Here is a 24,480-nt window from a genome sequence, read left to right as displayed (position 1 = left end):
GCATATTGATCAATATAAGTTATTCAGATCTACCCTTTATTCAATTAAGTGAAATTGAATTGATTGACACTCATCCCGCTAACCCTACGGGTATAGCAGGAGATTCTTCTTTCAGCGACGTGACTTGCTGCATTAAACCTGAGTTCAACACAGTAGCGGCCTCATCTCCAGAAGCGTTTTGACTATCGAGTAGCCCGCTTCCCACATGCCCTGTGGTAGCGATTCCTTTTCTCAAGATATTGATGGCTGCATTCTCATCCCTGTCTAACTTGCAGCCACATGCACAAACATGAGTTCGAGTAGACAAAGACTTTTTAACGAGTACACCACAATCAGAACATTCTTGAGAGGTGTATGCAGGTTCCACAGCCACGGTGACCTTGCCATACTTTTTCCCAAAGTACTCCAGCCACTGTCTGAACTGATACCAGCCTGCATCATGGATCGACTGAGCCAGACAGTGGTTCTTCACCATATTGCGAATCCTCAAGTTCTCATAAACAACCAAATCGTTAGATTGGATCACGCAAAGGGCCAGTCTCTTAGCCCTTTCTTTACGCTGCCGTGAGACTTTTAATTCATGTCTGGCTAGGCGATGAATAGCTTTATGCCGATTCGCTGAACTTTTTTGAGTCCTGCTCAATCGTTTTTGTAACCGATGACGTTTCTTTTGAGAACTGCGATAAAACTTTTCAGGAGGTTCTTTGTAGCCGTTGCTATCGGTGTAGAAGGACTCTAAGCCCACATCTAAGCCAATGGTGTTGCCGGTGGGTTCTAGCTCAATTTTGACATCAACGCTGATGCAGAATTGCACATAGTAGCCATCTGCTCTACGAACTAACCTGACTCGCTTGATTTGACTCTCGTCATAGCTTGCTAAGTCATAAGTCCCGATTAAACGCAGCTCACCAATATTAAAACCGTCAGTGAATTTAATCTTTTTAGGACTCAGAAGCTTCCACCCAGAGGTTTTGTATTCCACTGACCGAGAATGCTTCTTAAACCTTGGAAAGCCAACGGGCTTTATACCCTGTTTGCAATTCTCATAGAAGCGACTGATTGAACTCCAAGCTCTTTCAGCACTTGCCTGCCGAGCCATTGAGTTGAGTTGCTTAGCAAAAGGAAAATCATTAGCAAGAACTCTACAAAACTTGTTTAAGTCGTATTTGCCTGTACCTTTGTTATCCATCCAAAAGCGCAAGCACTTATTACGAATGAATTGAGCTGTCCTGATGGCTTCATCAATCGCACTTGTTTGATGCTGACTGGTTCTTGCTTTAAACTCTAGTACAATCATACTATTAAACTAGCATGTTCGGCATAACAATATGCTTGGAATGGAGTGCTATACACATCTCCAACTAACATTCGTATAGTTGGAGTCTTCACGCACATTTTCTAGATAATAAATAAGCTCATCATCTTGTGTGATGAGTATTGAAAGTGTTGATTTATCTTGATTTGTGCCTCCATACCTTCGTACATAGTTACTCGTCCGTCAACATCTCTATGGACTAGTCCTTATGGATGAAGTAAATCCATATTTTTAGACATATGGTCGATTTCAAGGGGAAAGATTCAGCATTAAATAAGGTTATTGCGTTATTTCAAACTGATGTTGAAACGCTTTACCCCCACTGAATCTCCCACTACTGCAGCAAACTCGCTGAATCAAGTTAACCCAGCAGAGCAACAATCAGTAGATGAAATATCATTGTTGCTAGAACAGCTTATGCGGCATGAATCTACCACGGTTAAGTTGATCTTGGATCGGCTGTATGACATCGGTTCAACCAACCTCATCAATCAAAAAGTGACCATAAGATCACTCAATCGGATTAGCAGAGCGGTTGCAACTCAATCTAAGCCTATCTTTAGGTTTGTCGGTTTCCGATGGTTCCAGCATCATTGCCCACAATTAATTACAGATTGGCTACATGAACAAGTCATGTTCCAGTCCACAACCCAGGCAGCTGGCCAATCAGCCCTAGAGGTTACAGTCGTCCCTTCAGCTAGCCTTGTACCGGATCAATGCTCAATGGAAGTCCAAAATCTCAGATCCCAACTGCGGTGGCGAACAGGCTTGCTTTGTGGAGCTTTGAGCATCACAGGAAGCCTCTTGATCGCTAGTCATACTGTTTTATCTAGAAACTCTCCTTCTTCCTTACCCACCGCGTCACCTATTACAGCTCAGAATTTCAGCAGCGTTGAGTAATGATCGACTGTTGATCGAGCCAAACTTGGCATCATAACCATCCTATTTACCCAGTGAATAACCATGCGCCTTTCTACCTATCCCCTCATCCAATTCAGCCAACTCATTGATTGTCCAGTATGGGATTGTCATACGGGGCAACTCTTGGGAACAGTGCATCAAATCTGGCTGGATAAGCAACTGCACCAAGTCTTAGGGTTAACGTATAAAACGTTATTGAATAAAGATGAGCAAGGATCTCTGCCCTGGGAACAGGTGGTAGCGGTAAGTCCTGAAAGGGCTTGGTTAGATGTCTCTGAAAGTACAGCACTGATTTTCCAGCCCAAATCATCTATTCATTACCAATTAGGCAATGAAGTCTGGACCCACTCTGGTAGTCGACTAGGTACCCTTATCGACTATTACTTTGAGGCTAATACAGGTGAAATTCTCCAGTATCAGTGCGTAGTCTCAGAACATCAGAAGTATTTCCCTGAATTGTTGGACTTCTCTGCAGCTGAACTGATCTATAAGGGGGATAGATTCTTGATTGAGCTGACCGTTGATCCACGAAAATCCAGGCAAGATCGTCTTCCAGTAACAGTCGGCTTTGCAACTTCACCCGTTGAATCAAACATGAGTCTTTTTTTGCACAATCTTCATCTAGATCTAAATTTCGATGCTAATCAGTTCAACCGTGCTGACACATCTTTACGACCTAAAACTACAAATCTGATTGCAAACTGATTTCCAACTCATCTTCAGTATGGAGAATTAACACCATGACTAATTTTTCAGAACCACAAGCTCCTCAACCGGGCAATATCCCCCAAGGAAATCCAAACCTCCTAACTCATGAATCCCTTGCTCAAATTTCTCAGGATTTGAAACGGAGTGTACAAAATGATCTGACGGGAGTTCAAATCGAGACAGAGCGGTTACGAAGTCGGTCAAATTTTATCATCGGCATGCTGATTGCTTTTGTAATGATCTTAGGTGGTGTGTCAGCCTGGTTAGCTATTCGTGTACTGTCCTTTGAACAGGAGCCCCAAACATCCAATATCAATGCAGACCTGTCTGAAACTGTGATTGAGCCCAGAATTGAAGCTCTGGAGCAGGATGTTAAGTCCTTGAAGAAATTTGATTCATCCACTTTGACAGAAGAAGTTCAGAATAACCAAGAACAGCTTCAAAAAGTGGTTCAACAAGTCAAGCGTTTATCCACGGATATTCAGAACCTTAATGGTTCTAATGGCAGTTCAGATATTCGGAACCGTCAGTCCAACCCAACACCAGAGATTCAGTCTCAGCCGTCTTCTTCTGAACCTGAATCTTCAGCTCAGCCGAAGGTATCACCCTAGCTAGAGGTAATGACTCTACGCTCAGCTATCTTGATTTTTGGCCTTTCGCGAATTGGAGTCTAGAAGGGGTAAACGCATTATCCTAAAACATCCTGATAGCTGCTAGATCAAAGGTGCAATAAATAATATTCAAAGGTTCAATTATGGGTACGCGGAACCAATCGCATCCAAAAGATAACGATGATGCAATGGCTTGTGATTTAAAACCTCGACACCTTGACCATACTCAGGATATGGACTTGAGCGGTGTGGATTTTAGAGGCGCTGATTTACGAGGTGTCAGTTTTGCTGGCAAGCGACTTATCAAAACCCTATTTTGTCAGGCCGATTTACGAGGAGTGGACCTGAGCGAGGCTAATCTGACTGAGGCCAATCTAACGGGTGCTCAGATGGAGAAAGCTGACCTTAATAATGCCCATCTCACTGGGGCTAATTTGACTGATGCCATCTTAACCCAAGCGAATCTCATTGAGGCTCAGCTTCATAATGCCATCTTAATCAGGACTAGTTTGGTTTCTGTCGCGTTAGATCGGGCAGACTTAACGGGAGCAAATCTTAGAGAAGCGAATTTGCAAAAGGCGGTCTTGAATGGTGCAAACTTAGCAAATGCCATTCTATATAGAGCCAAACTTCACTACACCCATTTAGTCGATGTAACGCTGACAGGAACAGACTTGAGTGAGGCACAACTGATCCATACGGATATTGCGGGCAGTGATCTAAATTTAGCAATTTTGGATGGGGCTGAACTTAAAGATCTCATGCCCATGGAGAAATAACGGGTGGGATTATTAGGAGTTTTCTCCCCCGATATTGGCATAGATTTGGGAACGGCTAATACGTTGGTGTACGTCAGGGGAAAAGGTATTGTCATCCGCCAACCTACTGTTATTGCTAGGGACTCAGAAAACCAGTCGATCTTAGCTTGCGGACATCAAGCCCAACTCTTAGAGGGGCGACAGCCAGCTAACGTTATAGTCAGCTACCCACTGCGCGAAGGCGTCATTACGGACATAGACGTTGCCTTTCAGTTATTGCAACAGGTTTTAGATCAAGGATTAGGACGCAAGCCACTTTTTCCTCCTCGTTTGACCTTGGCGATTCCAAACGGAGCCACAAATATTGAACGACGGGCTCTTCAAGATATAGCTGAACAAGCTGGTGCAAAAGACATCTCAATTATTGATGAAGCGATCGCTGCAGCCATCGGTGCAGACCTGCCCATCGATAAACCGCTTGGAAATATGATTGTTGATATTGGTGGGGGTACAACTGAAGTTGCGGTTATCAGCTTATTTGGTGTCGTGAATAGTCAATCTATCCGAGTCGCGGGAACTCATATGGATGATACGATTCGCCAATCCCTTAAACGCAACTATGGTCTATTAATTGGACTGCAAACAGCTCAAGCGATCAAACACAAATTGGGTTCTGCCCTCATCCATCCACAGTGGGATATAGAAGAGATGGAAGTGGGGGGCCGTAGCTCACAATCTGGCTTACCAAAGCAGCTGAACTTGGAGGGATCACAAGTGCGTGACATGCTGCAAAAGGAATTTGCATTGATTGTTAATACCGTCCAGCAAACTTTAGAAAAGCTGTCACCGGAACTAGTCTCAGATATCTATACCAATGGAATAATGCTATGTGGCGGTGGAGCTTTATTGAGAGGACTTGATCGGTTAATCAGCCAGGAAACAGGAATTTTTGTGCATGTGGCCCCTAAGCCATTGGATTGTGTGGCTTTAGGGATTGGGAAGATTCTCGAAGACCGACAGAGATGGGACAGAGTATTTATTTCGTCAGCTGATTGATGGTCAATTCTGACCACATTGATTAGTAGGTGAGCCCCCTTCTGATCAGTAAGAAAAAAGATCATCCCTATGGCTTAAGTCAAGTGGATGATGAGGATGCTATAAAAAAGTCCATTTAGACGATGTCGGCCTTCTCTTTCTCTTCTTTAATGAGTCAGGTGAAAGGAAATTATGAGGTGTTTAGAATGGATAACCTGTTACGGGGATGGTCAGCCATTATAGTGTTGACTACGACAGGCTCCTTGTTAACCACTCGAAGTTGGGCAAATGACTTGGAACCGCTTCCTAGTGAGGCTCAGGTTCCATCATCCATTCAACAACAGATAGCCCAAACAGAGATACAGCAAGACTCACCTCAGATTGAACAGGGGGTAACTCATCCTTACTCAACACAAGCTAAAGATTTACTATCTCCTGAGAAAGAGCCAGTAACTCTGTCTTTTGAACCCTATGATCATCTAGCCCAGCTCGATCCAGACTCTGTTCAACCAAACGATGCTAATCCAAAGACACAGAAACCATTCTCAGCATATTTAGGATCTAAACTTCCCAATCCAACCGCTCTCAATGGACCTACGAGAAAGCCTATTGTCCCAGCCTCTTCCAACCTACAGGGTAATCTCAACCTAACGGCAGGAACACGGCTTCAGTTGGGTGAACAGGAAAAGTTGGTGCTGGAACTCAGAGGTGGTGAATCTATATTGGGAGGAGATCTCAGTTTTATTTATGGCTCAGATTCTCCTCGTAAAGGATTTGCCGTTAATGTATTCAATCAACGGGCCTTTTCCTCAAACTTCAACGGCGGCAACCGTGAGGTGGATCTCCCAAATAATGAGACCCCTTGGGTACATAGGACAGGAGGAGGAATCGAGATTTTACGGCCCCTCAGTCCCAAAATAGATGCAGCTGCTGGGGTCAGTTATCAACGAATTTCTGTCCGAGATGGACTTTTCTCATCTACAGCTCAGCCAATTGATGAGTTGGGTAATCCTCTGAGTGTGAGTGGCTCAGGGACGGATGACCTTCTCACACTGAATGTTGCGACTCAATATGACACTCGGGACAACTTCAGCAATCCCACTCAAGGCTCTCGGCTGCGATTGGGGGTAGACCAATCTATCCCCGTTGGAGATGCCAGCATTAACATGACCCGGTTGCACGGAAGCGCGACTCAGTTTATTCCTTTTCCTCTATTTGGGTTTAGTGAAGGTCCCCGCACCCTCGTATTGAATGTCCAAGGTGGTCATATATTTGGAGATGTCCCTCCCTATGAATCCTTTAGTTTAGGTGGAGCAAGTACCGTTCGAGGCTATGGCCTCGGTGATGTTGGGTCTGGCGGTAGCTTTCTCCAGGCAACGGCGGAGTATCGATTCCCGATTACTTCTCTTGTAGCTCTGAAACGTCCCATTGATCTATCAGGAACCTTATTTGTCGATTATGCCAACACCCTTGGTACTCAAAGTGCTGTCATCGGTCAACCGGGTTTGGTCCGCAATAAACCCGGTGATGGTCTCGGATATGGCATCGGCTTAAGGGCCAGCACATCAGCATTAGTGACTCGTTTAGAATTTGCGCTAAATGATCAATCTGATTTTGAAGTTCATATTTCCATTGGTGAACGGTTTTAACCCGACGAAATCTAAACTGTTTTCCAATACATCGCTTTACCCTCACACCCTGTACAAACCGCCCTAGCAATGACTTGCTAGGTTTTTTTTCTACAAATCAGCCCGTTAAGTAGTCATTCGGACGAGTCCATAAGGATGATGAAAGCCCATCAATCTATATCCATTTAACTGATGGCTTACCAGTGAAAAAGCAGTTCAATAGTAGATATAGACAACACAGCAATACAAAAATAAGTTGTCTATCACCTTTAATTCTCTAGTCAAATTAGTTGAGGAAAACAATGAAAGGGATTATTCGTCATAGCGCTTTTGGAACGATTGCCTGTGGCGTTCTGCTCAGTCTCTCAGTAATGACTCCAGCAGCCCAGGCTCAAGAAATAAAATCTGAAGCAAAATCAACGATTGCTCAGGTTCGTGATACCGTCAAAGACATTGTACAGCCCGATAGCTTCCAGATTGGCCGAGATACCCAAGGTGGACCTAGCTATATTGGAGCGGGTGTGAATGCAGGAGCCCTCGGTGGTACTGCATTAGGTGACACAAGCCTCTCCATTGTCAGCAAGGTGGGCCTAACGAAAACCTTCTCCGTTCGCCCTGGTGTCGTTACAGATTTTGAAGATGATGCGACCTTCCTAATCCCAGTCACCTATGATTTGAAGGGATTTCGGGTGGGTGAGCTGGGATCTCAAGAGATTAGAGTTGCTCCTTATATTGGTACTGGCTTAGCCGTAAGTACCGATGGAGATGTTGGCCCTCTTTTAACCGGAGGCTTAGATATTCCCATCACAGAACGTTGGACCTTGAATACTGCCGCTAATGCAGGTTTCATCGATGATGTGGATTTGGGGGTAACTGTGGCAGCTGGATATAACTTCTAACACCAGTGCTTGCCTGGAGAAAACTGGTTACTCTCACTTTCCCCAGGCAAGTTTTCTTATTCATGAGGTTGAACTATGAAATTAGCCGTTAAATCGGGTAAGAGTAAGTCTCCTGAAATGGTTGAGGTTGCACAATCAAAACCTCAACGATATAGCATCTGGTCAGATCTAGAAGCCCTGAAATTTCTGGAACAGACTCGTCAGGATATTCATGACATTGACCGGAAGGTAGGCCGAACACGCCTTTTAATCGTCCTTAGTTCCTTAGCAGGCGGTGTTCTGTTCATCCTTGGTTTTGGGTTTATATCCATGACCTATACGGAGCTAAAGCTCCTCAAGCAGCAGCTCCCGCAAATACCTGAAAAGACAAGTGATGCAAGGATTTCACCGAATATTTATAGCAACAGCAGAGAGGTTTAGATCGTGACAACTGATCATGTGAATGCCAACAATACAGCCCTAATCATTCCCCCTGAAGAAAAGGGACTTGTTGCACCCCCATCCTCGACCCCAGCAGAGATGGAAAACCACTTGGAAATTTTGGCTCAGGAGGTGGCTCATCTCAGATTATCTCTCTTAACAGAAACAGAGTCTTTTCAGAAAAAGGAAAAACGTCTAGATCGGCGGGTTAATTCCCTAACCTTTGGCTTTCTCATTGCCATCCTTGCCCTCGTGGGGGGTGGTACCTGGTTTTTGAGTTCCCCGAATTCCTTGAAACTGCTCGGACAAGCTACGCCCACAATACCGACTGAAGGATCACAGCCTAGCGATATAGAACCTCAGATTAATGCCAGTAGAGTTGACAATTCTGAACAACTCATCAGTGAACTTAAATCCCTTCAAGAGAAAGTCCAAGCATTAGAAGCAGACCAAAGCGCCGTGCAAGAGTTGGATAAAAAAGTAGAGACTTTAGTCACAAACACCAGCACTCGCCAGCAGACCATCACTACCTTGGCTAATGCATTGCAAGATGTGATTGATATTGAGACTGGCAATGTGACCCCTGAGCCTAGTACTTCTGAAGTGACACCGGATAGCAGTAGTCCAGAGAATCAGGCTGAGTCTAAAGTTTCGTCTCCAGCCCCCACTTCTACTCCAACCACTGTGGAGAACCAACCTAGTCCACAACCGCAGCCATCTCCACAGAGTAAACCAACTAACTAGCCGATGAACTGCTCGTTGGGTATCTAACACTGGATACCCAACGAGCAGTGTTCAGATTAAAGATATTTAAAACATATTTAGACTCCTTCCAAAATCTCCACGGAATCGCTGGAAGAAAGAATTTTGCTGGCGATTGAATGAGGCTAAATGAATTATCAAATCTCAACGAGGACCAACATGTTATTCCTCATTGCTCAAACTTCGACGCCCCCATCACCTGGCTCTGCCCTAGATCGTTTTTTCGCTGATACGAGCCAGCGTTTAGGGGACTTTATCCCTAATATCCTAGCGGCGCTCTCCATCCTAGTGGTTGGATTTCTCGTCGCGGCCATCGCATCTGTCCTTACCCGTAATGTTTTAACGCGGATGCAGCTCGGTCAAAGATTGGCTAAGCACGTCAACACCCCCGAAGATTCCACCCCACCTCCTCCGATTGAGCGATGGATTGCCAACGGTGTATTTGCAATTATTGTGATTGCTACCTTGGTGGGGTTTCTCCAGATTCTCAATCTCAACCAGATCTCTCAACCCCTGAATCGTTTACTGGATCAAGTCCTGAACTTTTTACCCAAATTGGGGGGTGCCATTATCCTATTATTGGTTGCCTGGGGGATTGCTACCTTTGCCAAATTGATCACGAGTAGAGGATTGCAAGCTCTTAAATTTGATGATCGGTTGCAGCAGCAAGCTGGATTAGAAACCGCCCATCAATCTAATCCCCTCAGCACCACTATAGGAAATGTGATCTACTGGTTCAGTTTTCTGCTATTCCTGCCTGCCATCCTAGACACTCTTCAGTTAGAAGGGATGACCCAGCCGATTGAAAAGCTGCTCAATGAAATCTTTCTGGTCTTTCCCAATATCCTTGCAGCTCTTTTGATTGGGGGGGCAGGTTGGCTAATCGCCCAAGTGATTCGTCGTGTCGTCACGAATCTCTTAGTGGCAGTCGGTACCGACCAACTTAGCCAGCGCTTAGGATTACCCCAAACGGCTCAACAGCAATCTTTATCTCAACTGCTCGGCACCATCGTCTATGTGTTAGTGCTGATTCCCATTGGCATTGCAGCTCTAACAGCGCTTAAGATCGAGGCCATTTCAACGCCCGCTATTTCAGCTTTGACTCAGGTGATGACAACCCTGCCACAAGTGCTCACTGCAGGATTGATCATGGCGATTGCCTATTTTCTGGGTCGCTTCATCTCAGATTTTGTCAATCAATTCCTGATGGGAATAGGGTTTAACGACCTCTTAAATTGGGTGGGCGTATCATCAGAATCCCTGGCTTCCCCTCCAAACCAGGCAGATCAGCCCTTACCCGCCCCCCAACTCCCTCCCGTTCAACCTTCAGCCATCGCAGGTGTGATTGTGTGGGTAGCCGTCATGTTATTTGCTGCTGTTGCTGCCACGGACTTGCTAGCCCTGCAAAGTTTAACGGTTATCGTTCAAGATTTGATTGTGCTGATGGGGCGGGTTCTCAGTGGGCTAGCGGTATTGATTGTCGGTGTGTATCTTGCTAACTTATCCTACCGTTTGGTGGCGAGTTCGGGTAATCGACAAGCCAGAATTTTGGGGCAAACCGCTCGTATTTCCATTCTTGCGCTTATTTCAGCAATGTCCTTGCAACAAATGGGAATTGCCACCAATATTGTCAATCTAGCCTTTGGCTTACTTTTGGGTGCGATCGCCGTTGCCTTTGCCCTCGCCTTTGGCTTTGGAAGCCAACCTGTTGTAGGGGAACTGGTGCAAGATTGGCTTAAATCCTTCCGTAGTCAGAATTAATATTCATCCGAATGGGGGATGCCCTCTCATCCGAATGGACTAGTTTAGACCATTTACATACGTCCATACAGTTGATTTCATTTGTCTAAAAAAGAACAACAATCGTAGATAATAAGCCAAATGTAGGCGCTATCTAAAGAAATGAAATCTATCCTCACCTCTGTCCATTGAACTACAGAATTAAATTGTAAGGAGTTTTTATATGAAACGTCATCTTCAGTCTTTACTTCCTTTGGGACTAGCGAGTGCTACTGTAATTGGTGCTCCACTTATTGGAACTGAATCTCATGCGGCTGAGAGTATTTTCGTCCGCTACCAAGATACTGAAGTCAATGTGACACGACAGGAGCTAGATAACTTCACTAACACTGGAGAACTGCCCTCTTCACTGCAAACCCTGCTTAATACAGATGCTGAGCTACCAAAAGTAGTACGCACAATCCTATCGGATCAGCTGACAGTGCCAAAATTTATGAAGAACTTCATTGAAGGTTCTAATGGCGAATTCTTACTATTTAAGCTCGACCAGGTTATTTCTAGCACAGATGGCAGGACTGAGCGAGGTCTGAATTCTATAAAAACAGCGGTGCTTAATTCGATAGAGGATGATCGGATCTCTTTCTTGGAAATTATCGACAAACATCCCCAAAACACCATTCGTCTAGACATAACAAGTCTAGAAAGCACTTACAACGATGTCAGTGGACTTGTGGTGAAAATTCTGCCAGCCTTAGAAGTTGCTAAAGGTGTATTGTCAGACTTTATCTGTGATTGCAATACCACTCAAGCGTCTCCGAATGGGACAAAAGCTCAAACAGTTTCTAGTCATCAGTATCATTCACAGAAAGGACTAGAGGATTGCGATGAAGCAGTAGTTCCTACTACTGCCTCTGCTGAACCAACCTCCTCTGATACAGCCCAGCTAAAAGAAGATGCATCTGCCATCAAGCCGCCAGAAACATCTTCTGCACCAGCAACTCAACCCATGGCTACTTCTGCCAAAGTTCAATAGCAGTTATGGGCGATGTCTCAATGTTGGGTGGTTCATTTTTTGGGCTGCCCTGGTTAAATATCCACAATCGCCCTGGTCTAATGCTGACGTGATTATTCAAAGTATATTGGAGTCGATCTATGGCCATATTTCCCAAGTGGTTGCCAAAGATTGGTCGTTGGGGTGTCGGGTTGTCTTTAGCCACGGTAACGGTGGCCTCAACTACTAGTCTATTCTTGTCCAGTTCTCCTGCTAATGCTGCTGAGAAAGTGGTGTTTACCTACAAGCAGTTTGGTCAATCTCTAACTATTGATGAATTAGAGACCTTTGCCCAGACAGGTAAAGCCTCTTCTAAACTCAAGTTCTTTTTGAATGTGTCAGGACAAGATCCTGAAGCGGCCCGTCAGTTTATGACTAAGGAGGTAAAAGTAAAGCTGCAGACCGCAGATCGTTTGCTTCATATCCTCCCTGGTGAATATGCCTTATTTCAGGCAGGACAGATATTCCAGACCCCTAGCAAAAAAGCTAATCTGCAAGCATTTCGCTCCGCTGTCATCCTTTCTCTCAGTGATGACAATCGCATATCTTTCTTGGAGTTTTTACAGCGATATCCGACTCAAGAGTTTGTTGTGGATGGCTTTAAACTCGCCAAAGTAGCTGACACCATTGATGGCCTCATTGGAAGTGGTGAAGAGGCAGTAGAAGGAACGGGTCCCTTAGCTGTAGCTAAAGATGTTCTGAGTAGTTTCATTTGTGACTGCTCACAATAGTCTTAGATGTGCCAGGCGGATGTGATAAGTGTGATGAGTTAAGAGAATAAACCGATCGGACTAGTCCAAAAGGAGGATGGAGATGTAATAATCTTCATCCTCTTTATCGATGGTGGGTCTGGGCATTTCTGCTTCAATAGAGTTATTGGGAATAACCTTTCGGGTTCCTAAATTACAGCTTTACTCAAGCCCTTCATTACGAGAGATTGAACCATGTTTTCTAATTGTCCCACTCAATGGATTCTCAGCACTTCTTTCCTCGTAAGTAGCCTATTTCTAGTGGGTTGCCAACCGATTCAAGCTAAACCCGATATTAATGTTTCTCAGGCAAACTCTACAGAAATTACTCAGGCTAGGGAAAAGAAATCTCAAGATTACCTCATAGCTGGGATTCAAAAAGCCCTTACCGAAGACTATACGGGTGCAATTGAATCTTACGATCTAGCTATTCAATTAATATCCTCGAATCCGGAAGTTTATTACAATCGCGGCGTTGCGTATTTCTCAATTGGTCACCGTGATCATGCGATCCAGGATTTTAACCGAGCCATCGAGATAAATCCCACTATGGCTGAAGCTTATGGTAATCGCGGTACGATTCGCCTGCTAATGGATGAACGTCAAGGTGCCTTGTCGGATTTCAAGAAAGCCGCTCAGTTATTTGACGAGCAAGCAGACCATAGCTCTGCTGAAACAATGCGTGGGTTGATTAAGCAAAATAATACTCAACCCCAATAGCATTTCTCAAATCTCTCCACCACCCATATTGAGGAAATTCAATTTAATCAACAACGGATCAAGACATTTCCAATATCAGACAATGGTAAAGCATTTATTTTAAAAAATGCCAGCATGTCAGTCCTCAAAGATAAAACGGCCTAATCTCTTAATCCAATCTATTTTCTTGACTTAAATGGATACCCAATTATTGAAGGGTAGCCGATAGCAGTTGCAACCTAGCACTTTTTAATACCCTCAAACGGTGCAAACTTTTTACAACTGTAGTGTCATCAAAGACATGTGGGTAGACTTTTCTGAATTGTTAGTGGTGATATTGTCAATCCTATTCGTTAAGAGAAGCTCTTTCTAAAGGTGCCCAAATGCCAGACGCAGATACTCTAACTCCCTCACCATCATCTGCTCAAATCGAGAAGCATGAAAAGGCTCCTGAAACGACAATCCCTAAGCTCACATTCCTCCAACTTTGGAATATGAACTTAGGATTTCTGGGCATCCAATTTGGCTGGGGGCTTCAGATGGCCAACATGAGCGCTATTTTTGAGCATTTAGGTGCCAATGCCCATCAAATTCCTATTCTTTGGATTGCTGCACCCCTAACAGGCTTGATAGTACAACCGATTATTGGCAATCTTAGCGATCATACCTGGGGACCTCTAGGTCGTCGCCGTCCCTATCTACTGGTCGGTGCACTACTAGCTTTTTGTGCATTGATTTTAATGCCACACTGCTCAACCTTATGGATGGCAGCATTGATGTTATGGCTCTTAGATATGAGTGCCAACACTAGCATGGTCCCATTTCGAGCTTTCGTCGGTGATTTGCTTCCTAAAGAGCAGCGAACTCGGGGTTTTGCCATGCAAAGCATCATGGTTGGTTTAGGGGCAGTATCAGCTTCTGGGATGCCCTGGATCCTCAACAATATATTTGCTGTTAATAACGCGACGAGTGCCTTACAGCGAATACCTAAAACTGTTCAGCTCTCGTTTTATATCGGGGCAGCTATATTTTTAGGAACGGTTTTATGGACCATCTTCACGACCCCAGAACATCCTCCTAAAAATATAGCGCGTTTTGAGGAGCTCCAAGAAGAGCGAGGAGGAGTCATTAATAGTCTGCAAGAGACTTGGCAAGTTCTGATGGATATGCCCCCAACCATGAGGCAACTTGCTTGGGTACAGAGTTTTACTTGGCTAGGACTATTTTGCTTTTTTCTCTACTTCCCACCCGCTGTAGCTCACAATATTTTTGGGGCGGAACATCAGAGCACACCTCTTTACAGCGATGGGATTGAATGGGCAGGACTATGTTTTGCCATGCTAAATATTTCCTGTGCGGGATTTTCGTTACTTTTACCCCTTTTAACTAGGCGCTTGAATCGTAAGGTCACCCACAGTTTATGCCTATGCAGTGGCGGAATTAGTTTAATTTCTTTGGTCGCCATTCATAACCAGTACATGCTGCTTCTGCCAATGGTTGGCTTTGGCATCACCTGGTCTAGTGTTCAGTCTCTACCCTATGCCATGTTGGCAGGAACCGTTCCTACTCAGCGCAGAGGGATTTACCAAGGTGTTTTTAACTTCTTCGTGGTTTTACCTGAGATTGCAGTTTCCATCGGCTTTGGTTGGATTATGAAGAACTTGCTCAACGAGGATCGTCTAGCTGCTGTTGTCTTAGGAGGAGGATTCTTAGTGGTTGCAGCGGTGGCCACACTATTTGTTCAGGTCCCTCATCAAACCAACATTATTGGCCCTGAACCTCCGAAATTGAGTGATTGATGTCTTATGGCATTGAAGGACATTAAGACAACCAATCGAGTATTTCTATGGTTAATTTAGCAACGCTTTCGTCCGGGTCATCCCCGTGGAAATTGGGGCGACTTGCTCAGCTGTTGTTGTTGGCGGTAGTAGTGCTCACCTACAGCGTAATTGAAATGGCCGTGGCCAATTCCCTCTTCATCACCCATGTAGGCGCAGATGGTTTACCCCTCGCATTTATATTGATTGGTCTCTTTTCAATCCCAGCTTATGCCATATTTTCACAGGTGGTGGATCAGTATAGTCGGCCGCAATTATTTCGATACATGCTGCTATTGGCTGCAATGATGGCTGTGGGTATGTGGTTTTTACTGGCTCAGACAGGGATTGTAATCTACTACATCGTCCTGATTTTTGTCTTTTTTCAGTGGCACTTCCATAACAATATTCTCTATGCCAGTCTGCTGACAGATTATTTTACGGCTCTAGACTACAAGCGATATGCCCCGTTTATCGGTATGTCCCAAGCGGCTGGCACTATAGTGGGGGGCGGGTTGACGGCATTATTGAGCCATTTTCTCTCTACCCGAACGCTATTGCTAGGGTTGCCCGTGATTTTTGGTGTGGCAATCTCACAGTTGTTCTACTTTGAAAATACCCAACGACCAATTGAAAGCGTTGGCAGAAAAGATAATGTGGGCATGATTGAAGCCCTGAGAACCTTTCCTGGCTTGGTGAAACGTTACCCGCTGATGCTGTTTCTGGCCGCTAGCAGTTTCTTATTGGTGATTATCTACTTATCTGCTCAGTTTGTATGGTTTAGCATTTATGCTCAGAACTATACGGAAGATGCACTTACAGGATTCTTGGGATCGTTGCGAGTTAGCTTTAGCATCATCCAGGTGCTAGTGCTCTATTGCTTCACCCGGCCTCTCTTGCATTGGGTAGGGGTAGCTCGAATGAATGTGGTCTATCCCTTAACTACCCTATTTGGTCTGTTTGGCATTGTGATGCAAACCAGTTTACCGACTGCGATTGCACTGCATATGAATGGGGATGGTCTCAACAAAAGTATCAACATTCCTGTCCATCAGCTTAACTATAATGCTTTCCCTCGAGAGTTTTTAGGACGAATTAGGACCCTTAGTGATGGGTTATTCTATGCTGTTGGACAAACAACGGCGGGCGGGTTGCTCTGGGTCTGCCATCACTCCTTGAGCTTGACTCAAATTGCCTGGATCGCGATTGGTCTAACGGTCGTGCTGTTTGGCCTACGCTTACCCATGGGGAAATACTATGCCCAGGGGCTTGAAGAAATGATCTGCTCGGATGCCATTAACTTAGATAAACTGGGAGATCTACAGTTACCCCTCCCCCAAGAGTCAAGTGCAGTGATTCGCACCTTACTGCAAGATAACGATCGCTACACCCAAATCAAAGGGCTGGAATTTGCAACCCAATTGGGGCAACCCAGCCAGTTTTATCTAGATGTGAAGCCATTATTGGGGCAGGAAGATACAGATGTGCAAACGGCAATTGTTCGGCTGTTTAGTACCAATCCAGATCCTAAAACTGTGCCTATTTTTGAGGATTGTTTACAAACAGCATCAGGGTCGCTGCGTACAATGGCATTCGAAATTCTGATTGCCAATCGTTATCCCTTTGACATAGAGCAACTGCGAACTAATCTAAAAGATGGTGATCCTACAATTCAGGCCCTTGCTGCACTGGCTATTATCCAAGTGGGCAAAATGGACAAAACGCTGCAAACCACTTGTGAACAAATTTGGTGCTCACAATTATCTGAAGCAACGGGGCAAGCGGTAGTTCGAGTTGTGGCCTGTAGTCAAAATCGAGCTTTGATGACCGTGCTAAAGCTGCTGCTAATGCAAGACAATTCAGTCATCCAGCAAGAGAGTTTAGCTGTTCTGGCAACCCTTGGCCAAGCGGGTGACCAAGATTTAGCTGATATCGCCATTACAGCCAGTGATCATCCTGCTCCCTTAGTCCGAGCCGCAGCATTTAAACTACTAGGGGTTGTCCATATCCCAGAGTATGTCAACAATATTGCCGTGGGATTTCAGGATCCAGATCCGAGGGTGCGACAGCAAGCAGCCCAAATTTTGCCTGTCTATGGGAAGCCAGGATTACAGATTGCTAAAGAAAGTTTATCGTCCAATGATACAGAAGTTGTGAACACTGCGATTTCAGCCATTGGTCAAGTCCGAAATCGTCAGGCCGGAGAAATTTTGTATGAGTATCTAGCCCCTGAGTTTCAACAGCTAGCTCATACCCGTAGATGGCAACAGCAAATCCCCAGCACTGATCCCAGCTGGCAGCCTTTAGCTTTAGCAGTTGAAGACTTTCACAACCGACTTTTACAAAAAGTGCTCTATATTCTGGCCTGCCTCGGCCATGACCGCACGGTCAATGCTATCAATCGTATTCTGAACACCAATGAACAAAAAGATTTAGCCAGTGCAGTGGAAGCGTTAGCTTCTCTAAAAAATCGTCGCTTTATTCTCCCTCTGCTCCCAGAGCTTGAGCAGGTCGTTAAAAAAGAACCGGCCAGTGGGTGGAGCTGCGCTGAACCACAATGGATGCGAGATGAAGGGTATAAGTTACTCTTAGAAGCCCTGGAGACCCAAGACCGATGGATTCGGATTGGGGCTTTAATTGCATTAGCAGGTGTATCCTCGGCCTTAGTTAACGATCCTGACCCATTAGTGAAGACCGTTGTGGAGGAGATTTTCTTCTCTGCTGATCCAGATCCTCTACTTAATAGTCAATTTATGAAACGTCTATTGCTCCTCAAAAAGATCGCACTCTTCAAGAACCTATCTCTTGATGAACTGGTCTTGATTGATCAAACCTTAGAACAAGAACAGAAACTTACTGGAGAAACGATTTTTGCAGAAGGGAGTTGGTGTACACACTTCTATATCATTGCTGAAGGTAAGGTTCAAATCATCAAAGACATTGATGCTCAGTCTCGTGAATTAAAGCAGCTCTCCGTCGGAGAATATTTTGGAGAAGTGGCCCTGTTTGATGACGCTCCACATTGGGATGGATCTGTTGCTTTAGAAGATTGCACATTACTCAAGTTAGAAAAAAACCGATTTCTTAGCCTGATGACTCAGCGCCCCCACATTATCTTGGAAATTTGTCGATTCCTCAGTCAACGTCTCCGAGAAACTGATAATTACCATTCACTAGGAACGCTAGAGTTATCTCAAGTAACAGAATCTGTTTAGTGAGTACCGTTGTGAAAGTTGAGAGACAAAATTGATTGGTGAAATGCCTGTGGCAGCATAATCTCCCCGATTTCGATCGCTCTCAAAATTAGTACTGCAGATGGGATGAGTTAAGCAAAAAAATCAATCGGACTAGTCCAATAAGAAGATGGAGATATGAAAGCCTTCATCCTCTTTGCTGATGGCGGTTTTAAGCTTTCTTAATTGAATAAAGATATGGATAAAACAACGAGTTCAGTTACGTTTTCCATCCCGATTGAACCCTATAGCAATTGAGGTTCAATTAGGCGTTGTTGCATAAGTGGAAGTGTGGACAGCAATCCCCCCTTGTTGAGGTTGAATTAAGCAGCGACTGGAACACTGACAGGCTTACCGAGTTGAATCATTCGGTTCAGCATCGCGCATTGACACAATAATTCTGTCGCTTGATTTTCAAATTTACGGGATTGCACTTTACCTCCAAAAGCGGTTTTATGTCGAAACATCGTCGTTTCGGATAACGACCGACGGTGATAATGAGACTCCTGTTTCCACTTTTTGCGCCCCTGTTTACGGATAGCGCGTAAGGCTTCATCCCTCGGGTGTGGTGGTGCTTTACAGTTGCCATGCTGCCAAATCACCGCATTTTTTCGCGGGGGGATTACAGGCTGGGCTCCTCGCCCTGTGATGGTGTCATAGCATCCGCTTGTGTCATACGCCCCATCAGATGAAACCTGTTCAATCTCTCCGCCAATCTGCTCGAGTAAGTCCGGCAGGATCTCTGAATCCCCCCAGTCATTGGTGCTCACAACTGCGGCCAAGATTTCTCCAGTGGTTTCATCCACAGCCAAATGGAGTTTTCGCCAAGTACGACGTTTGCTAATCCCGTGTTGACGGACTTTCCACTCGCCCTCTCCATAAACTTTGACCCCGGTTGAATCAATCACAACATGACGGGCTTGCTCCCTGTTCAGAATCGGCAATGTGACCTCGAGTTTCCCCATGCGCCGAGAAACCGTGCTGTGGTCTGGCACGGGCAGTTCCAACCGCATCAACTCAAACAATGATGCGAGCAATCCAGTCGCTTGACGACCCGCTAGCTGAAACAGATTTTTTATCGTGACCACGCTCATAATGGCAACGTCTGAGTAGGTTCTGGGTGCCCCTAATTGCTCTGAAGGTTTAGTGTTAAGCCAGTGCTCTGTGGATGCTTCGCTCACCCAAAAGGTCAGGCTACCCCTTTGTCTCAAGGCCAGGTTGTACTCACTCCAGTTGCGGACACGGTATTGCTGCTTCATACTTCTGGCCCTGAACTTAACGAGTTTTGGAGACCCTCTCATTACACATCAGGGAATCCGACTTATGCAACAACGCCATTGCTAGGAGATCCTTTTAGTACAAGTTTCAGGCGGTAGTGCTCTAGCAAAGTGTGGGATTGGTAATTAAGTTTCAGAATTGATACAGCCAAAGTTATTCTAGGCTCGTGCTATTGCCAAGGTATACACTCATGCAAGAATTGCTTCAACAGCTTCCCAGATGGTTAAAATTGCTCCTCGTGATGCCAGTGGTGATTCTGAATCTGTGGTTAGTTGCTCTAGTTCTCCAATTTTGTCAGCCATTAATAACGATTTTTCTCATTGCTAATCTTTTAGCATTTATCCTGGACTATCCTGTCCAACTGTTGCAGAAGTGGGGAATTCAGCGTAGCTATGGGGTATTAGCTATTATCTTCTTGGCAGGATTGGGGGGCATCCTCTTTAGCATTACCCTAGCACCCAATTTCGTTGAACAACTAACGGGGCTTAGCCGACGATTACCCAGCTGGATTGAGTCAGGCAGTCGGCAACTGCAAACCTTGAATACTGGGTTAGCTGCTCAGAATTTACCCATTGATTTGAGCGGTGTGGCTGACCAGTTGAACCATCTATTGCCAGACGAGGTGAAATTACTGCCCAATCAAGTGCTGAGTTTAGTGCGCGAGATTGCTGATAGTCTTATTGAAATACTGTTAACAGCGGTGTTTACGCTCTATCTATTACTGCATGGTCAAGCGTTTTGGGATGGCATGTTTGCTCGATTACCAGTGACCTTTGGACAGACAGTGCGTGAAGCCCTACGGTTGCAGTTTAGAAATTATTTTCTGGGACAGGTTGCCATTGCAACCCTAATGGGGATAACGCTTACGACTACTTTTTTTCTGCTCAAGATCCCCTATTGGCTGGTTTTTGGTATTGGTATTGGTGCCACCGTTTTAATTCCTTTTGGAGACTTTTTGGGAATTGCAGTAGTGAGTCTGCTGGTGGCCCTAAAAAGTATTTGGCTCGGGGGTGAAGTACTCGTAATCAGCGCCCTCATTGATCAAGTGATTGATAATGTGATCGCACCTCGTATTCTAGGTAAATTAGTAGGGCTTAATCCTTTATGGGTACTGATTGCTCTAATTTTAGGAGCCCAAATTGGGGGCATTTTAGGGATCTTGATCGCAGTTCCGCTCGCAGGCTCAATCAAAGTGATGTTGGATACTCTTTTACCCATTACTGCGACAGGAGTCGCGGAAATCGAAGCAGGAGTCAGTACATCGAACTGATATCATCCTGACAACAGAATGACATAGGGACTGCTTAAGATTCTAGATATCCGCTGAAAGTATTTAGTCTCTCTCTTTTTTCAAAGGAGAACTCCTATGACTATGTCACCCGCAACTCTGATTCATCACAGCAATTTATTCCATAGGCGAGTCACAGACCAATCGGACTCTGAGAAGCTAGGTCGAGTCACCCAAGTTTGGCTTGATTATCGTGATCATAAAGTCTTGGGATTCACTTGCCAATCGGGGTTATGGGACAATACCGCTTGTACTTTCCCTTGGGAACAAATTGCGGCAATAGAGGCTCAACAAATTCTAATGAAGGCTATCCCCTCTAACCATCAATCTGTCACTCTAAACCTAGAGCTAAAAAGGATGACAGCAGTAGATACTCAAATTTCCCACGAGGTCTGGACACAATCGGGCAACTATATTGGCATGATTTCGAACTGCCGCATTTTCCCGTACTCTGGAGTGGTCAAAGATTACATCCTTATAGTAAGAAGTCTGAGACAGCTCACCATCAAGCAATTCTATTTACCCTCGTCCATGATTATTGACGTGGGTCGCGGATGGATTATGGTTCCTGATAGAGTCATGCAAGAGATTGAGCTGGTTGAAGAAAAAAGGGTTATTGATGGTACATTACCTCCAGCATGGGCATAGTTGGAGTTCGACCCCGAGATCACAAGATGGATCGGAAGCGTAATAGATCCCTAGTCTAAGGTGATATAGCCAATAAATTTCAGAAATTTGACAATAAATGGAGAATTATTCCATACAGACTAGGAATCTATTACGCTTCTGCATTTTTCCGTAACCCTTTCTCTCTTTATATTCTCTTACCCTTTCCCTACGATCGTCAGCGCGATCGGTTCACTTGGCTGAATCTGAATATAAGATATTCGACCCATATCTTATGTAGACCAAAACACATTAAAATCTGCTTGCCTTTTCCAACGACTAGTACACCAGGCATAGCTGTGGTTTTAAGCATATGTAGGCCAACTGAGTGTCGCTACCCTCCAATTCTGAGATCTCTATGAAGATTGCTTTTACTCTCAAAAGAAGAAATAGGGATCGGGTAGCATAATCATGATTAATCTTGGATATCACCTCATGTCGATTTACGTTGGTAACCTCTCTTATGACGTTACAGAGCAAGACCTAAATACCACTTTTGCCGAATATGGAACCGTAAAAAGTGCCAAGCTTCCCACTGACAGAGAAACAGGGCGCAAGCGTGGATTTGCCTTTGTCGAAATGGGTGATGATGCTGAGGAAGCCAAAGCTATTGAAGAACTTGACGGTGCTGAATGGATGGGACGTACCCTGAAAGTGAATAAAGCAAAGCCCCGTGAGAATAGAGGTGGTGGTGGTGGTAACCGCTGGTAGAAATTCTTTGTATTAAATGGATTGAAACTCATAGCTCTAAAACAATTGAGCTATGGGGTTGCCAGGTTAGAATTCTTCTCTTCACTCACAATAGCCTCCGCACCCACGATCGTAACCGTGATTCCCTCCCTCTGACATTCATACTGATACAGCTTCCCGCCTTCCAACTTCTCTAGACATGCCTCTTTCACTAGCAGAGAATGTTGAAGGATGCGACGGCTCTGATCGCATCTCTGATCACGCTGCACCAAGATCCTCTGATTGCCTGAATTCCACACCCCGATCATCACCCAGTCTTCAGCGTTCTCAGGGGTCGGTTCAGCAGTGCCACAAAACTGCAAGAAAACAATTTGACCATCAATGATTTGAGGGTAGCATTTCACCATCAAAGGAATATCCAATGACGCTCCTATCTTTTTTCTGAACCGATTCTTTACCCTCAAAGGGAGCTGATGACCATCCACTTCTATGAAATAGACTGGCCGTTCTCCCTCTACTTCCGCTTCCTGAACTCGGATGATTCCCGGTAGCCTGCACCAAGCCCGGTGGGTGCCATTGCCGGGGAGCAAGCGTGATTTACAGCTGCGATTATCTCGCGATTTAGATTTTGCCTGAGAAGTCTTTGTCGCCTGCTGTTGTTGGGTGGTTGCTTTGGGGTTTCCCTTGGCCTGATCCTGGTCTGTGGATTGACCATTGGTACTAGCCTGAGAGGCTTTTGGTATTTCTTTTGATGGTGCTTTGGCAGAACCTGTTGTGACAGATAGATCAGAAAATGGTGTCTGAGACAGCAAAGGTCTGAAAAGCTTATACTTCAGTGACTCTGAGCGTAGCGAATTAGTCATGACTGAAAAACAAGCCCATCAAAATCGTACGGCAATTGTTCATTTTGGTGCAACCAAACAAGACTATTTAGACCTGGTGCAAGCAGACAATCGCCGCCCCTTAATCGAGTATCTGCAAGCGCCCCTGACAGCCCAACTCTCTCCAGAACGTCATAAGCCCTGCTGCCGTGATACCAGTCGTTATACGCTCCATGCTTTACGAGAGCGCCAAGTTCAAGGGTGGTTAGGACCAGTCGAGACAATCCCTATCTGTCGAGTGCGCTGCCAAAGCTGTCGAGCCGTTTTCACGGTTTTGCCCAGCTTTATCCTGCGCTATCGTCGTCAAGATGCCGACTGCTTGGGGAAACTGCTGGAGTTGAATTTAGGCATGGGACTGAGCAACAGAGAGACGGCTACGATTTATAGCTGGCAGGGAGCAGAGCGAGGTTGGCAACCCGGTTGGGTTTGGAGTCTGGTGCAGTGGTTGGGGAACTTGATGCCTGTGTATTTACTTTTACTGCGTCTGGGACTCACCCCCCCGCCCATTTACTCAGTGACGAGAAGTTTGCCAGTTTAGAGAGGGAGCAAATCTACTTGTTTTTGGTGGCTCAAGCTGAATTGATTTGGTATACCGAATTGATGAAGTCCACGGATGAGGATGCTTTTCAAGTCACCATCCATCGGTTTCTGACGGAAATGGACGCCGCCGCACAAGCCACAGGTCACTTAGATCAAGCACAACTGTATGTCCCCGCATCGGTGACCACCGACGGCTGGGTCGCTTCTCAAAATGCTTGGATATCTGAGGTTGGCCTCGACTTGATAGAGTGCAAACTCCATGGCCAAAAACGGGTGAGTGCCACGTTTGATGATTTCTCAAAGACCCACCCTGATTGGCTACCTGACCAACTCCAACAACTCAAAGATGATTTCGATTCAGTTCTAAATGCTTCTTCACTAGCGTCTTATTCCCAAAGGGTGCGACGCAATCGTGAACGCTATGGCCATGAACCGACGTTGCTCAAGCGATTGGATATTCTCAAGCACAAACGCTTTCTGTTTACGAATCACCTAAAACATAAAGACGCTTCCGCCTATTCTGCACCTTTAGATCGCTCCATGCGATTCTTGGACAAGAAGCTCATAAAATTTGGGCAATATCGAGCAGAGGATGCCATTAATCCCATGGTGAATGCCTGGGCGATTGTGAATAATCTACGACAGTTTCTCCCTGATGCGAAAAAGGCGGGGCAATCTTTAGCGGAACATTTCGGAGTTCAGCTCAAAGGTATGCCTTGGATGGAGGCTCTTAACCTATGCACCATGGGAAGTCTGGATATCATGCTTGCGCCTACTTTCTAGCAGACACC

At 45.2% G+C, this 24,480-nt stretch carries 23 protein-coding genes; 20 read left to right on the top strand and 3 right to left on the bottom strand.

What is annotated here, in order from left to right:
* Positions 1 to 70 precede the first annotated feature (70 nt).
* On the bottom strand, positions 71 to 1,297 hold the full coding sequence (locus I1H34_RS27315; protein WP_212666525.1) for an RNA-guided endonuclease InsQ/TnpB family protein: 1,227 nt from the start codon (positions 1,295 to 1,297) through the stop codon (positions 71 to 73).
* A 318-nt stretch (positions 1,298 to 1,615) separates the two neighbouring features.
* On the opposite strand from I1H34_RS27315, the gene I1H34_RS27310 reads away from it, so the two are divergent.
* The 15 genes from I1H34_RS27310 to I1H34_RS27240 all read left to right on the top strand — a co-directional run bounded on the left by I1H34_RS27310 (position 1,616) and on the right by I1H34_RS27240 (position 18,328).
* Positions 1,616 to 2,215: a hypothetical protein gene (locus tag I1H34_RS27310; protein WP_212666524.1), complete on the top strand. Its 600-nt coding sequence runs from the start codon at positions 1,616 to 1,618 to the stop codon at positions 2,213 to 2,215.
* A gap of 63 nt (positions 2,216 to 2,278) precedes the next feature.
* Entirely contained in the window at positions 2,279 to 2,941 is a 663-nt protein-coding gene (locus I1H34_RS27305) for a hypothetical protein (RefSeq protein ID WP_212666523.1), read from the top strand.
* A 35-nt stretch (positions 2,942 to 2,976) separates the two neighbouring features.
* Complete coding sequence (locus I1H34_RS27300) at positions 2,977 to 3,555, top strand: hypothetical protein (RefSeq protein ID WP_212666522.1); 579 nt, start codon at positions 2,977 to 2,979, stop codon at positions 3,553 to 3,555.
* 143 nt (positions 3,556 to 3,698) lie between these two features.
* Positions 3,699 to 4,334 (top strand): pentapeptide repeat-containing protein, encoded by a 636-nt coding sequence (locus tag I1H34_RS27295; RefSeq protein WP_212666521.1) that lies wholly within the window; start codon positions 3,699 to 3,701, stop codon positions 4,332 to 4,334.
* 3 nt (positions 4,335 to 4,337) lie between these two features.
* Positions 4,338 to 5,369, top strand: a complete 1,032-nt coding sequence (gene mreB, locus I1H34_RS27290; protein ID WP_212666520.1) for a rod shape-determining protein — start codon at positions 4,338 to 4,340, stop codon at positions 5,367 to 5,369.
* Positions 5,370 to 5,554: 185 nt separating this feature from the next.
* Positions 5,555 to 6,997, top strand: coding sequence for a BamA/TamA family outer membrane protein (locus I1H34_RS27285; protein WP_212666519.1), 1,443 nt, complete (start codon positions 5,555 to 5,557; stop codon positions 6,995 to 6,997).
* Positions 6,998 to 7,278: 281 nt separating this feature from the next.
* On the top strand, positions 7,279 to 7,875 hold the full coding sequence (locus I1H34_RS27280; RefSeq protein WP_212666518.1) for a hypothetical protein: 597 nt from the start codon (positions 7,279 to 7,281) through the stop codon (positions 7,873 to 7,875).
* 75 nt (positions 7,876 to 7,950) lie between these two features.
* Positions 7,951 to 8,295 carry a hypothetical protein gene (locus I1H34_RS27275; RefSeq protein WP_212666517.1) on the top strand — a complete coding sequence of 115 codons (345 nt, stop codon included), beginning with the start codon at positions 7,951 to 7,953 and terminating at the stop codon, positions 8,293 to 8,295.
* Between the two features lie 3 nt (positions 8,296 to 8,298).
* Positions 8,299 to 9,039, top strand: a complete 741-nt coding sequence (locus I1H34_RS27270) for a hypothetical protein (RefSeq protein ID WP_212666516.1) — start codon at positions 8,299 to 8,301, stop codon at positions 9,037 to 9,039.
* A 177-nt stretch (positions 9,040 to 9,216) separates the two neighbouring features.
* Positions 9,217 to 10,818 (top strand): mechanosensitive ion channel, encoded by a 1,602-nt coding sequence (locus I1H34_RS27265; protein ID WP_212666515.1) that lies wholly within the window; start codon positions 9,217 to 9,219, stop codon positions 10,816 to 10,818.
* A gap of 202 nt (positions 10,819 to 11,020) precedes the next feature.
* Complete coding sequence (locus I1H34_RS27260; protein ID WP_212666514.1) at positions 11,021 to 11,830, top strand: alpha/beta hydrolase; 810 nt, start codon at positions 11,021 to 11,023, stop codon at positions 11,828 to 11,830.
* Between the two features lie 119 nt (positions 11,831 to 11,949).
* Positions 11,950 to 12,579: an alpha/beta hydrolase gene (locus I1H34_RS27255; RefSeq protein ID WP_212666513.1), complete on the top strand. Its 630-nt coding sequence runs from the start codon at positions 11,950 to 11,952 to the stop codon at positions 12,577 to 12,579.
* A gap of 213 nt (positions 12,580 to 12,792) precedes the next feature.
* Positions 12,793 to 13,317, top strand: coding sequence for a tetratricopeptide repeat protein (locus tag I1H34_RS27250; protein ID WP_212666512.1), 525 nt, complete (start codon positions 12,793 to 12,795; stop codon positions 13,315 to 13,317).
* 473 nt (positions 13,318 to 13,790) lie between these two features.
* Positions 13,791 to 15,095, top strand: a complete 1,305-nt coding sequence (locus I1H34_RS27245) for an MFS transporter (protein ID WP_249370264.1) — start codon at positions 13,791 to 13,793, stop codon at positions 15,093 to 15,095.
* Positions 15,096 to 15,142: 47 nt separating this feature from the next.
* Positions 15,143 to 18,328: a cyclic nucleotide-binding domain-containing protein gene (locus tag I1H34_RS27240; RefSeq protein WP_212666510.1), complete on the top strand. Its 3,186-nt coding sequence runs from the start codon at positions 15,143 to 15,145 to the stop codon at positions 18,326 to 18,328.
* A gap of 341 nt (positions 18,329 to 18,669) precedes the next feature.
* On the opposite strand, the gene I1H34_RS27235 is transcribed toward I1H34_RS27240, so the two are convergent.
* Complete coding sequence (locus I1H34_RS27235) at positions 18,670 to 19,605, bottom strand: IS5 family transposase (protein WP_212666509.1); 936 nt, start codon at positions 19,603 to 19,605, stop codon at positions 18,670 to 18,672.
* A 209-nt stretch (positions 19,606 to 19,814) separates the two neighbouring features.
* On the opposite strand from I1H34_RS27235, the gene I1H34_RS27230 reads away from it, so the two are divergent.
* The 3 genes from I1H34_RS27230 (at position 19,815) to I1H34_RS27220 (ending at position 22,289) form a co-directional block, all read left to right on the top strand.
* Entirely contained in the window at positions 19,815 to 20,894 is a 1,080-nt protein-coding gene (locus I1H34_RS27230; RefSeq protein WP_212666508.1) for an AI-2E family transporter, read from the top strand.
* Between the two features lie 96 nt (positions 20,895 to 20,990).
* The gene (locus tag I1H34_RS27225; RefSeq protein ID WP_212666507.1) at positions 20,991 to 21,560 is read left to right on the top strand and encodes a PRC-barrel domain-containing protein; all 570 of its coding nucleotides are present in this window, start codon (positions 20,991 to 20,993) and stop codon (positions 21,558 to 21,560) included.
* A 453-nt stretch (positions 21,561 to 22,013) separates the two neighbouring features.
* Positions 22,014 to 22,289 (top strand): RNA recognition motif domain-containing protein, encoded by a 276-nt coding sequence (locus I1H34_RS27220; RefSeq protein ID WP_212666698.1) that lies wholly within the window; start codon positions 22,014 to 22,016, stop codon positions 22,287 to 22,289.
* A gap of 50 nt (positions 22,290 to 22,339) precedes the next feature.
* Here the strand turns inward: I1H34_RS27220 and I1H34_RS27215 are convergent, their stop codons facing one another.
* Positions 22,340 to 23,080, bottom strand: coding sequence for a hypothetical protein (locus I1H34_RS27215; protein ID WP_249370244.1), 741 nt, complete (start codon positions 23,078 to 23,080; stop codon positions 22,340 to 22,342).
* Between the two features lie 49 nt (positions 23,081 to 23,129).
* On the opposite strand from I1H34_RS27215, the gene I1H34_RS27210 reads away from it, so the two are divergent.
* Positions 23,130 to 23,687 carry a DUF6431 domain-containing protein gene (locus I1H34_RS27210; protein WP_212666506.1) on the top strand — a complete coding sequence of 186 codons (558 nt, stop codon included), beginning with the start codon at positions 23,130 to 23,132 and terminating at the stop codon, positions 23,685 to 23,687.
* Complete coding sequence (locus I1H34_RS27205; RefSeq protein WP_212666505.1) at positions 23,591 to 24,472, top strand: hypothetical protein; 882 nt, start codon at positions 23,591 to 23,593, stop codon at positions 24,470 to 24,472. Before I1H34_RS27210 ends, I1H34_RS27205 begins: the two co-directional genes overlap by 97 nt.
* Positions 24,473 to 24,480: the final 8 nt, after the last annotated feature.

It is taken from the genome of Acaryochloris marina S15, from assembly GCF_018336915.1.
GTDB classification, from domain to species: Bacteria; Cyanobacteriota; Cyanobacteriia; order Thermosynechococcales; family Thermosynechococcaceae; genus Acaryochloris; species Acaryochloris marina_A.
The sequence above is the reverse complement of the archived record's forward strand: the minus strand, read 5'-3'. Positions and strand labels throughout refer to the sequence as shown.